The 11437-nt window shown below is 70.5% G+C and carries 12 protein-coding genes; 5 read left to right on the top strand and 7 right to left on the bottom strand.

The features are described 5' to 3' along the window. Nucleotides 1-290 precede the first annotated feature (290 nt). Entirely contained in the window at nucleotides 291-1298 is a 1008-nt protein-coding gene (locus ACGFRF_RS12745) for an acyl-CoA desaturase (protein WP_393739016.1), read from the top strand. After that, on the top strand, nucleotides 1295-1972 hold the full coding sequence (locus ACGFRF_RS12740) for a TetR/AcrR family transcriptional regulator (RefSeq protein ID WP_393739014.1): 678 nt from the start codon (nucleotides 1295-1297) through the stop codon (nucleotides 1970-1972). The genes ACGFRF_RS12745 and ACGFRF_RS12740 overlap by 4 nt, the downstream gene beginning before the upstream one ends. 8 nt (nucleotides 1973-1980) lie before the next feature. Here the strand turns inward: ACGFRF_RS12740 and ACGFRF_RS12735 are convergent, their stop codons facing one another. Together ACGFRF_RS12735 and ACGFRF_RS12730 are read right to left on the bottom strand one after the other, a co-directional pair. Beyond that, a complete protein-coding gene (locus ACGFRF_RS12735) occupies nucleotides 1981-2340 on the bottom strand; it encodes a VOC family protein (RefSeq protein ID WP_393739361.1) in 360 nt (119 codons plus the stop codon). A 2-nt stretch (nucleotides 2341-2342) separates the two neighbouring features. Then, complete coding sequence (locus tag ACGFRF_RS12730; RefSeq protein ID WP_393739012.1) at nucleotides 2343-3167, bottom strand: trans-aconitate 2-methyltransferase; 825 nt, start codon at nucleotides 3165-3167, stop codon at nucleotides 2343-2345. Between the two features lie 89 nt (nucleotides 3168-3256). Between ACGFRF_RS12730 and tamR the strand changes: the two genes are divergently transcribed. Then, entirely contained in the window at nucleotides 3257-3754 is a 498-nt protein-coding gene (gene tamR, locus ACGFRF_RS12725; RefSeq protein WP_393739010.1) for a MarR family transcriptional regulator TamR, read from the top strand. Here the strand turns inward: tamR and ACGFRF_RS12720 are convergent. From ACGFRF_RS12720 to galT, 4 genes are all read right to left on the bottom strand, one after another. Further along, a complete protein-coding gene (locus ACGFRF_RS12720) occupies nucleotides 3713-4480 on the bottom strand; it encodes a LuxR C-terminal-related transcriptional regulator (protein WP_393739008.1) in 768 nt (255 codons plus the stop codon). The two genes, tamR and ACGFRF_RS12720, sit on opposite strands and share 42 nt — an antisense overlap. Nucleotides 4481-5218: 738 nt before the next feature. Further along, entirely contained in the window at nucleotides 5219-6373 is a 1155-nt protein-coding gene (gene galK, locus ACGFRF_RS12715; protein WP_393739006.1) for a galactokinase, read from the bottom strand. After that, a complete protein-coding gene (galE, locus tag ACGFRF_RS12710; RefSeq protein ID WP_393739004.1) occupies nucleotides 6373-7335 on the bottom strand; it encodes a UDP-glucose 4-epimerase GalE in 963 nt (320 codons plus the stop codon). The genes galK and galE overlap by 1 nt, the downstream gene beginning before the upstream one ends. Next, the gene (galT, locus tag ACGFRF_RS12705; RefSeq protein ID WP_393739002.1) at nucleotides 7332-8393 is read right to left on the bottom strand and encodes a galactose-1-phosphate uridylyltransferase; all 1062 of its coding nucleotides are present in this window, start codon (nucleotides 8391-8393) and stop codon (nucleotides 7332-7334) included. The genes galE and galT overlap by 4 nt, the downstream gene beginning before the upstream one ends. A gap of 197 nt (nucleotides 8394-8590) precedes the next feature. On the opposite strand from galT, the gene ACGFRF_RS12700 reads away from it, so the two are divergent. Next, entirely contained in the window at nucleotides 8591-10282 is a 1692-nt protein-coding gene (locus ACGFRF_RS12700; RefSeq protein WP_393739000.1) for a sodium:solute symporter family protein, read from the top strand. Between the two features lie 21 nt (nucleotides 10283-10303). Then, nucleotides 10304-10648 (top strand): hypothetical protein, encoded by a 345-nt coding sequence (locus tag ACGFRF_RS12695; RefSeq protein WP_393738998.1) that lies wholly within the window; start codon nucleotides 10304-10306, stop codon nucleotides 10646-10648. Between the two features lie 94 nt (nucleotides 10649-10742). Here ACGFRF_RS12695 and ACGFRF_RS12690 read toward each other — a convergent pair whose 3' ends face one another. Continuing rightward, on the bottom strand, nucleotides 10743-11423 hold the full coding sequence (locus ACGFRF_RS12690) for a LuxR C-terminal-related transcriptional regulator (RefSeq protein ID WP_393738996.1): 681 nt from the start codon (nucleotides 11421-11423) through the stop codon (nucleotides 10743-10745). Nucleotides 11424-11437 lie beyond the last annotated feature (14 nt).

Genomic DNA, 11437 nt, shown 5'->3' with positions numbered 1-11437 from the left:
TTGCAGTGTTGAAGCTCGTCTGGGAGGGAACCCGGCCGTCGTGCCACGCGGCGGGGCGCCGCATACGGGCCGGAGCGTCCGGGAAGAAACTTCAGCGGACCGCGCTGTCCGACCGAGTCCAAGGATAGGGGCCCGTCGGGACGCGCAGGCTCTGGGGCTCTTGCCGCCGCACGACACGCTGACATACTTACGACGCCGTAGGTTACGGAACCGTAGGGAAATACCGTCGGGTCCCGTCCGGTCCCGGCGGCGAGCACCTGTCTTGACCCTCGACCCCACAGGGGACGCCCATGACTCCAAGCTCCGATGTGATCGAAGAAGCCCGTAAGGCCACCGACACAACCCCTCCCTCCGCCACGCTGGGCGGCGAGCAGAAGCGTTCGATCGAACAGATCACGCTGCTCCTGTTCATCGTCGTGCCGTTCGTGGCACTCGTGGCGGCCGTGCCGCTGGCCTGGGGCTGGGGGGTGAGCTGGCTCGATGTGGGCCTGCTGGTCTTCTTCTACTTCCTGGGGTGCCACGGCATCACGATCGGTTTCCACCGGTACTTCACCCATGGCTCGTTCAAGGCCAAACGGCCCCTGAGGATCGCGCTGGCGATCATGGGGTCGATGGCGGTCGAGGGCCCCCTGGTGCGCTGGGTGGCCGATCACCGCAGGCACCACAAGTTCTCCGACGCCGAGGGCGACCCGCACTCGCCGTGGCGGTTCGGCGAGACGGTTCCGGCGCTGATGAAGGGCCTGTGGTGGGCGCACATCGGCTGGATGTTCGACGAGGAGCAGACCCCGCAGGAGAAGTACGCGCCGGACCTGATCAAGGACAAGGCGATCCGGACGATCTCCCGCACGTTCGTCCTGTGGACGATCGTGTCCCTGGGGCTGCCGCCGCTGATCGGCGGTCTGGTGACCATGTCCTGGTGGGGCGCGTTCACCGGCTTCTTCTGGGGTTCACTCGTCCGGGTGGCGCTGCTGCACCATGTGACGTGGTCGATCAACTCGATCTGCCACGCGGTCGGCAAGCGGCCGTTCAAGTCGCGGGACCGCTCGGGCAACGTGTGGTGGCTGGCGGTGCTGTCCTGCGGCGAGTCCTGGCACAACCTGCACCATGCCGACCCGACGTCGGCCCGGCACGGGGTGATGCGCGGCCAGATCGACTCCTCCGCTCGTTTCATCCGCTGGTTCGAGCTGCTCGGCTGGGCGTACGACGTGCGCTGGCCGTCACGCTCGCGTATCGATTCGCGCCGTAACACCGACCAGGGCGGCTCCCGGCGCCGGAAGCAGGCCGCCGAGGCGGCATGATTGACGCCGTGGCGACCGATTCCAGCAGCAATTCCGGCAATGACAAGCAACGGCGGACCCGCCGGACCCGTATGACCGGTGCCGAGCGCCGCCAGCAGCTGCTGGAGATCGGTCGCACCCTTTTCGCGGCGAAGGGATTCGAGGGCACCTCGGTGGAGGAGATCGCGGCCAAGGCCGGGGTGTCCAAACCGGTGGTGTACGAGCACTTCGGCGGCAAGGAAGGGCTGTACGCGGTCGTCGTGGACCGCGAGATGCGGCGCCTGCTGGACATGGTGACCAGCTCGCTGACGGCCGGCCATCCCCGTGAGCTGTGCGAGCAGGCCGCCTTCGCGCTGCTGGACTACATCGAGGAGTACACGGACGGGTTCCGCATCCTGGTCCGTGACTCGCCCATCCCCCAGTCCACGGGTTCCTTCGCGTCGCTGATCTCCGACATCGCCACCCAGGTGGAGGACATCCTGGGCCGCGAGTTCAAGAGCCGTGGCTTCGACCCGAAACTGGCTCCCCTGTACGCCCAGGCGCTGGTCGGCATGGTCGCCCTGACCGGCCAGTGGTGGCTGGACGTGCGGCGCCCGAAGAAGGCGGAGGTGGCGGCCCACCTGGTGAACCTGGCGTGGCACGGTCTCGACGGGCTGGAGCCGAAGCCGCGGCTGATAGGGCACCGGAAGGCGTAGGGCCGCCGTCACCAGGGCTGGAGGAACTCCAGCCGGTTGCCGACGGGGTCCTCGGAGTGGAAGCGCCGGTGGCCCGGAAGGTTGTCGTCCCAGGTGACCGGCGCTCCGTGCGCCGTCAGCCGGGCGGCACAGGCCTCGATGTCCGTCACCCGCAGGCCCGGGTGGGCCTTCCGCGCGGGCCGGAAGTCCTCCTCGATGCCCAGGTGGAGCTGAACGGAGCCCGCCTGGAACCAGCAGCCCCCGCGGGCGGCGAGCACCGGCGGCTTCGGGACCTCCGTCATGCCGAGGGCACCGGCGTAGTAGGCCCGCAGGGTCTCCTCGGAGCCGGGCGGTGCGGCCAGCTGGACGTGGTCGAGCGCGGCGATCACCCTCACGCCTCCTTCACGGCCACCGCGAACAGCCGGCGGAACGGCAGGACCGTGCCGTAGGGGGCGCGCGGGTAGGCCTTTCCGAGCAGGTCGCGGTATTCGGTGAGGAAGGCGTCGCGGGCCTCGGGGTCGTCGGCGAGCGCGGTCAGGGCGGGCCGCAGACCGGTGCCCTTCACCCAGTCGAGCACCGGGTCCTCGCCCTGCAGGACGTGGAGGTACGTCGTCTGCCACACGTCGGTCGCGCAGCCGAGGCGGGCCAGCCGGTCCAGGTAGGCGCCGGGGGTGTCCACGGAGTCCGTGCGGCGCAGGACGTCGGCGAGGCGGGCCTTCCAGCGGGGGGTGGCGGCGAGGTCGCGCATCAGGGAGTGCAGCGGGGCGTCGATGTTGTCGGGGACCTGGAAGGCGAAGGTGCCGCCGGGTTTCAGGGCGGCGATCCAGTCGGCGAAGCGGTCGGCGTGGCCCGGTACCCACTGCAGCGTGGCGTTGGAGACGATCAGGTCGTAGGGCTCCTTCGGCCTCCAGGTGCGGGCGTCGGCGGGGGCGAAGTCCAGGCGGCCGCCGCCGGGCGTGGGGCCCTCGTGGTCGACGTGGGCCTGGTCGAGCATCTCGGGCGAGTTGTCGTAGCCGGTGACGTGGGCGGTGGGCCAGCGTTCGGTGAGGACGACGGTGACGTTGCCGGGGCCGCAGCCGAGGTCGGCGATGCGGGGGTGTGCCGCGGGCGGTTGCGTGGGGAGGGCGGGTACGCGGGCGAGGAGGTCGGCGAAGGGGCGGGCCCGGTGGCCGGCGTGCCGGAGGTACTGGGCGGGGTCCCAGGTGGGGTTCGTCATGCCTCTCACTCTCCCCATCCACTTATCTCGATGTCAAGAGACTCGACATCAAGAGACTTCATGTCGACACAACCACTACACTGATCTCCATGGAGGACGAGGTCGATCGGCTGGTCGCAGCGTGGCGCCGGGAGCGCCCGGACCTCGACGTGGAACCGCTGGAAGTGCTCAGCCGGGTGAGCCGACTCGCCCGGCACCTGGACCGTGCGCGCCGGCTCGCGTTCGCCGAGCATCAGCTGGAGCCCTGGGAGTTCGACGTGCTGACCGCGCTGCGGCGCGCGGGCACGCCGTACCAGCTCTCCCCCGGCCAGCTGCTGACGCAGACCCTGGTCACCTCGGGCACGATGACCAACCGGATCGACCGGCTCGCGAAGAAGGGCCTGGTGGAGCGGCTGCCCGATCCCAGCGACCGGCGCGGTGTGCTGGTCCGGCTGACCGAGACGGGCCGGGACCGCGCGGACCAGGCGCTGGCGGGCCTGCTGGACCAGGAACGGGCGATCCTCGCCGAGCTGTCGCGCGCCCAGCGTGCGGAACTGGCCGGGCTGCTACGCCAGTTGACCGCCCCGTTCGACAACATCCCGGGCTAGGTCGGCCGGCCCGACCCCGGCCCGCCGGGCGAGCGCCACAGCGGCCAGGGTGGAGTGGACACCCAGCTTGCCGAGGACGTTCTGCATGTGGGTGCGTACGGTGTGCGGCGACAGGAACAGCCGCTCGGCGACCGCCTTGCGGCCCAGTCCGGCGACCATGCAGCGCAGCACCTCCCGCTCGCGCGGGGTGAGGGACTCCACCAGCCGTTCGCTCTCGGTGCGGTGCTTGCGCGCGGCCGTCAGCTCCTTGAGCACCCCGGTGAGCAGGGCGGGCGGCAGATGGGTCTCGTCCCGCAGCACTCCTCGAATCACCGTCAGCAGCCGCGACAGCGAGCAGTCCTTGGCGACCCAGCCGGAGGCGCCGGCCTGCAGGGCGAGTGCCGCTCGGCGCGGGTCGTCCTTCTCGGCGAGGACGACGATCCGCGCGGAGGGCTGGGCGGACCGGACTCCGGTGACGAGCGAGATCCCGTCGACCAGGCCCTCCTCGTCGCCCGCCTGCACGGGCACGGCCGGGCGAGCCCCGGCCAGGTTGCCGCCCAGATCGGCGTCGACCAGCAGGACGTCGTAGCGGCGGCCCTCGGCGGCCGCGCGCTCGAGACAGCGCAGTGCGGCCGGGCCGCTGCCGGCGGCGGAGACGTCGACGTCGGGCTCGGCGGCCAGGGCGGCGGCGAGCGACTCGGCGAAGATGCGGTGGTCGTCCACGACCAGGACTCGGATACGAACCACGAAACCCCCTTCCCCAGGCTCCGCGCGGAGCAGGGGATACCCAAGGTCCGGAAGGATCCGGCGATCGCCGGTCCGGAAAAGCCCGGAAAAGGCCCGGAGAACGACGACCCGCACGGGTACGACACCCAGCGGGAAGGAAGCCCGCCGCACGGCCGCCGCCGTCGCGGAAACTCCTACCCCCGCCGCGGGCGCCGTACCCGCCTGTCTCGCCCCCTGATCAGCACCGGCCCCCACCGGTGCTGATCCTCAGAGTACGGATGGGAGCCGACAGCGGAAGCGGATTTGCAGAACTGGCCGTACGGCGCGTGTTCGGTGTGCCGCATGTTTCGTACCGAGACGGAAGTCGACAAGGACCGACGTGATCTGCTCCGCTCACCACTGCCGTGCACCGACACGACGACGTCCCCGGCACACCACCGGCGCGGAACACCATGGCGGCGGATCACTCCGGCCCGGCGGGGCGGGCATGACGGACGAGGAGATTCGGTCCCTCTTCGACGGTCGGGGTTCGGGGCGGGGTGTCGATCCAGGCTCGGGCCGAGGAGATCGCGCCCGCGCGGCAACGGCGCCGGCCCCCGCCGCCCGCCACGGACCCGCTCGACCCCCAGTGACGGGCATGTACCTTACCTCCGGCCGCCTCAAGTGCACGGCGACGATGATTCGTTGGGACTTCTGGAACAACGAAACCGGCCCCGTGCACAGCGTTCGTGCACGGGGCCGGTGCGGCGGTGGAGGGGGTCAGTTCAGGCGTCGGGCTCCTGCCGAGGGCACCGCCTCGAAGGTGCGGGGGGTCGTGAAGCCGGCCGTGGTGAAGGCCTCCTCGATCGCCTTGGTGAGGGCGTTCACGTCTGTGGCCTCCGCCAGGACGATCGCCGAACCGCCGAAGCCGCCGCCGGTCATCCGGGCGCCGAGGGCGCCGTTGGCCAGGGCGGTGTCGACGACCAGGTCCAGCTCCGGACAGGAGATGCGGAAGTCGTCGCGCAGGGAGGCGTGGCCCTCGGTGAGGACGGGACCGATGGCGCGGGTCTCGCCGGAGCGGAGCAGGGCGACGACCCGTTCCACCCGCTGATCCTCCGTCACCACGTGGCGGACCAGGCGGACGATCTCCTCCTCGTCGCCGAGGCGGGCGAGGGCCGCGTCCAGGTCGGCGTACGGGACGTCCCGCAGGGCGTCGACGCCGAGCAGGGCCGCGCCCTTCTCGCAGCCGGCCCGCCGCTTGCCGTACTCTCCGCCGCTGTGGGCGTGCTTGACCTGGGTGTCGACCACCAGCAGGCGCAGTCCCTCGGCCGCGAGGTCGAAGGGGATCTGCTGCTGGGACAGGTCACGGGTGTCCAGGAAGAGCGCGTGGCCCTGCTCGCAGCACGCGGACGCCGTCTGGTCCATGATGCCGGTCGGCGCGCCGACGTAGACGTTCTCGGCGCGCTGGCACAGCCGGGCCAGCTGCCAGCGCTGCAGGCCGAGGCCGTACAGGTCGTTCAGCGCGAGCGCGATGACGATCTCCAGGGCCGCCGAGGAGGACAGGCCCGCGCCCGTCGGCACGGTGGAGGCGAGGTGGATGTCCGCGCCGGTGACCTCGTGGCCCGCCTCGCGCAGCGCCCAGAGCACGCCCGCCGGGTACGCGGTCCACGCCCGGTCGCTCTGCGGTGCGAGCGCCTCGAGCGCCAGCTCCGCGATGCCGCCCTCGACGTCCGCCGAGTGCAGCCGCACCAGTCCGTCGTCCCGGCGGGATACGGCCGCGATCACCTGATGCGGCAGCGCGAACGGCATGACGAAGCCGTCGTTGTAGTCGGTGTGCTCGCCGATCAGGTTGACCCGGCCCGGCGCCGCCCACACGCCCTCGGGCGCCGTCCCGTACAGCTCGGTGAAGCGCTCCGCGACCTGCTGTGCCCCCACTACTGCTCCCTTGTGATGTGCTGCGCGAACTCCCAGGCGTCCGCGACGATCCCCGCGAGGTCCGCGCGGGACGGGTTCCAGCCCAGTTTCTCGCGGGCGGTGTCCGCGGAGGCGACCAGGACCGCGGGGTCGCCGCCCCGGCGCGGGGCGATCACCTCGGGGATCGGGTGGCCGGTGACCTCGCGGACGGTCTCGATGACCTCGCGGACGGAGAAGCCGCTGCCGTTGCCGAGGTTGCAGATCAGGTGCTCGCCCGGCCGGGCCGCCCGCAGGGCCAGCAGGTGGGCGTCGGCCAGGTCCGCGACGTGGATGTAGTCGCGGATGCAGGTGCCGTCGGGGGTCGCGTAGTCGTCGCCGTAGACCGAGATCGCGTCGCGGCGGCCCTGGGCGACCTGGAGGACGAGCGGGATGAGGTGCGACTCGGGGTCGTGGCGCTCGCCGTACGCGCCGTAGGCGCCGGCCACGTTGAAGTAGCGCAGCGACACCGCGGCCAGGCCGTGGGCGTGCGCCTCGCCGGTGATCATGTGGTCGACGGCGAGCTTGGAGGCACCGTAGGGGCTGGTCGGCTGTGTCCGGGCGGTCTCCACGATCGGGACCTGCTCCGGCTCGCCGTACGTGGCCGCCGTGGAGGAGAAGACCAGTTTGCGGACGCCCGCCTCACGCATCGCGCCGAGCAGGGCCAGGCTGCCGGCGACGTTGTTGTCCCAGTACTTCTCCGGCTTCACCACCGACTCGCCGACCTGCGAGGACGCGGCGAAGTGCAGCACGCCGTCGTAGGAGGCGTCGAGCCACTTGGCGGCGTCGCGGATGTCGCCCTCGATGAAGGCCGCCCCGGCGGGCACGCCCTCGCGGAAGCCGGTGGAGAGGTTGTCGAGGACGGTGACCTCGTGGCCGGCCTCCAACAGGTGCTGGGCCACCACGCTGCCGACGTAACCCGCGCCGCCCGTCACCAGGTACTTCATGAACTCGCTACCTCTCGCAGTCGCTCGGCCGCGCGCTCCGGCGGCACGTCGTTGATGAACACGCTCATGCCGGACTCGGAACCCGCGAGGAACTTCAGCTTGCCGGAGGTGCGGCGGATGGTGAAAAGCTCGAGGTGGAGCGCGAAGTCGTCCCGCGTCACGCCGTCGAACTCCTCCAGCGCGCCGAACGGGGCCTGATGCCAGGCCGCGATGTACGGCGTCGGAGGCTCACCCTCACCGAAGATCCGGTCGAAGCGCCTCAAGAGTTCCAGATAGACCTGGGGGAATTCTGTGCGTGCCGCCTCGTCGAGCGCGAGCATGTCCGGGACCCGGCGCTTGGGGTACAGGTGGACCTCGTACGGCCAGTGCGCCGCGTACGGGACGAAGGCCGCCCAGTGTTCACCCTCAAGGACGACCCGCTCCCCGGCGAGTTCCTGCTCCAGCACCGCGTCGAACAGGTTCTCCCCACCGGTGGCCTCCTTGTGGGCGGCGAGCGAGCGGAGCATCAGCGCGGTGCGTGGGGTGGTGAAGGGGTAGGCGTAGATCTGTCCGTGCGGGTGACCCAGGGTCACGCCGATCTCGGCACCGCGGTTCTCGAAACAGAACACCTGCTCGACGGAGGGCAGATGCGACAGCTCCGATGTGCGGTCCGTCCAGGCGTCCAGGACCAGCCGGGCCTGCTCCTCGGTGAGGTCGGCGAAGGAGGCGTCGTGGTCGGAGGTGAAGCAGACGACCTCGCAGCGGCCGGAGTCGCCGGCGAGGGACGGGAACCGGTTCTCGAAGACGACGACGTCGTACGAGGAGTCCGGGATCTCGCTCAGCCGCTCGCCCCGGGTCGGGCACAGGGGGCACTGGTCGGCCGGCGGATGGTAGGTGCGGCCCTGCCGGTGGGAGGCGACGGCGACCGAGTCGCCGAGCAGCGGGTCGCGGCGGATCTCGGACGTGGTGACCGTACGGTCCAGCGGGCGGCGGTCGGCGGCGTCCCGCACGGTGTCGTCCCGAAGGTCGTAGTAGATCAGCTCACGACCGTCGGCCAGCCGGGTCGAGGTCTTCTTCACGCCGGGCTCCTTGTTCGCAACCCCGGAGGGGCTTGTCCGCACCCAATCACTCAACACAATCAAACATAACAAACCACAACTGGACAACTCCTCGGTCGATCACAATCAAACAAAGAACACCAGCTCAAGTGTTCAAATATTGAACACGGCGGCGTAGGTTCCGCACTGGATCAGTTCGCGCAACGAAGCGAGTTCTCATGCAAACCCCCACATACGCCCCCACCTATCTGGCGGCGGAGCTACAGCTCCCCACCAACTGGCTGGACTACACGATCCTGGCGATCTACTTCGTCGTCGTCCTGGGCATCGGCTTCGCGGCCCGCCGCTCGGTCAAGACGAGCCTCGACTTCTTCCTCTCCGGACGCTCGCTGCCCGCCTGGATCACCGGCCTCGCCTTCATCTCGGCGAACCTGGCGGCCACCGAGATCCTGGGCATGGCCGCGAACAGCGCGCAGTACGGCGCCTACACCGTGCACTGGTACTGGATCGGCGCCATCCCGGCCATGGTCTTCCTGGGCCTGGTGATGATGCCCTTCTACTACGGCAGCAAGGTCCGCTCGGTCCCCGAGTTCCTGCTGCTGCGCTTCGACCGGGCCGCCCACCTGCTCGCCTCGATCCTGTTCGCGTTCGCCGCCATCCTGATCGCGGGCGTCAACCTCTACGCCCTCGCGATCGTCGTCGAGGCCCTGCTGGGCTGGCCGCAGTGGGTGGCCATCGTGGTCGCCGGCGCCTTCGTGCTCGGGTACATCACCCTCGGCGGCCTGTCCTCGGCCATCTACAACGAGGTGCTGCAGTTCTTCGTGATCCTCGCCGCCCTCATCCCGATCACCGTCCTCGGCCTGAAGAAGGTCGGCGGCTGGGGCGGCCTGACCGACAAGCTCACCGCGCAGCACGGCCCCGACTTCACCAGCGCCTGGGGCGGCACCGGCATCGGCAGCGTCAACCCGCTCGGCGCCAACTGGCTGACCATCGTCCTCGGCCTGGGCTTCGTGCTCTCCTTCGGCTACTGGACCACCAACTTCGCCGAGGTGCAGCGCGCCCTGTCCGCGAAGAACCTCTCGGCCGGCCAGCGCACCCCGCTGATCGCCGCCTACCCGAAGATCTTCATCGTCTTCCTGGTGATGATCCCGGGCCTGGTCGCCGCCGCGCTCGTGCCGAAGATCGGCACCTCGGGCTCCGACCTGCAGTACAACGACGCCATCCCCTACCTGATGCAGGAGCTGCTGCCCAACGGCGTGCTCGGCATCGCCGTCACCGGTCTGCTGGCCGCCTTCATGGCGGGCATGGCGGCGAACGTGTCGTCCTTCAACACGGTGTTCACCAACGACATCTGGGCCAAGTACGTGGTGCGCGGCCGCGAGGACGCCTACTACGTCCGCTTCGGCCGCCTGATCACCGCGATCGGCGTCTGCGCGTCGGTCGGCACGGCGTTCCTGGCGTCCTCGTTCTCGAACATCATGAGCTACCTGCAGACGCTGTTCTCCTTCTTCAACGTGCCGATGTTCGTGGTCTTCATCGTCGGCATGTTCTGGAAGCGCGCGTCCGTCAAGTCCGGCTTCTGGGGCCTGCTCGCGGGCACCGTGACGGCGATGGTCAACTACTTCGTGTTCTACAAGAAGGGGATCATCTCCATCCCCTCCGACCAGGGCGCCAACTTCGTCTCCGCCATCGCCGGCTTCGTCGCCGGCGCGGTCGTCATGGTCGCCGTGTCCCTGTTCACCAAGCCGAAGCCGGCGCAGGAGCTGCAGGGCCTGGTCTACGGCACCCGCTCCCCCGGCATGTCCGAACCGCCCGCCAAGGGCGACGACGCCTGGTACCGCAAGCCCGCCCTGCTGGGCTGGGGCGCGGTCGTCCTGGCCGCCGCCTGCTACATCCCGTTCTCGTTCTGACCGCGGGAGGATGAGGAAACCATGACCGAGCACCCCGACCGCCACCACGAGCGCTTCCACTACTCCGAGGACGACGTCCAGCGGGAAGTCACCGAGCTGGAGGGCAAGTCCGCGACCGCGGCCCGGATCTTCGACCTGCGCCGCATCATCGGCGGCCTGTTCGTGGTCTACGGCATCATCGTCACGATCACCGGCATCACCGACTCCCAGGCCGCGATCGACAAGGCCGAGGGCGTCAACATCAACCTCTGGACCGGCATCGGCATGCTGCTCCTGGGGATCTTCTTCCTGGCCTGGCTGAAGCTGCGGCCCACACCGCCGCCGCTTCCTCCGCAGGGGCTGCCGGAGGAGAAGGGGACGGAGTAACGCGGGGGGCCGACAGGTCGTACGCCGGCCGCGGGCGCGTGGGGGCCGGGCGCGGAGCCCCCCGCGCCCCTTGGCCGCCCCGGCACAGGGTGGCTTACTCCGGCACCCGGTAGGACCCCGCCCGGTCCAGCAGGCCCGTCCGGGCCGCCAGCGCCGCCGCCTCCAGCCGGGAGCCGACGCCCAGCTTCATCAGCACACGCTGCACATGCGTCCGCGCGGTGCTCGGCGCGATCCCCATCCCCGCCGCGATCAGCCTCGTGTCCTCCCCGTCGGCCACCCGCACCAGCACTTCCACCTCCCGCGGCGTGAGCACCTCCAGCAGCCGCTGCGCCTCGTCGTCGGGCTGCGCGGCCGGATTGAGCAGCTCGCCGAACGCCCCCTGCAACAACTGCGGAGCGACCGCCGCCTCTCCCGCGCGGGCCTTCATCATGGCCCGCTCGACGCCCTCGATCCGCTCGTCGTGCCGCACGTACCCCGACGCGCCCGACGCGAAGGCCGCCGCGATGCCCCGCGGGGACGGCACCGGGCCCAGCACCAGCACCGCCACCTGCGGCCGCTCCCGTTTGATCTTCACCACCGGGTCGAAGACCCCCGGCTCGGCCGGTGCCGCCGTACCCAGCAGGCACACCTCCGGCGCCCGCGCGATCACCAGGTCGGCCGCACCCGCGGCCGGTGCCGCCGCTGCGAGCACCCGGTGCCCGCGCAGCTTCAACGCCGACGCCAGCGCCTCCGCGAGCAGGCGATGGTCGTCGACGACCATGAGCCGCACTCCCATAGAGCAACCCCCCA

The sequence above is a fragment of the Streptomyces sp. NPDC048521 genome, assembly GCF_043199855.1.
In the GTDB taxonomy this organism is placed as follows: Bacteria; Actinomycetota; Actinomycetes; order Streptomycetales; family Streptomycetaceae; genus Streptomyces.
The sequence above is the reverse complement of the archived record's forward strand: the minus strand, read 5'-3'. Positions and strand labels throughout refer to the sequence as shown.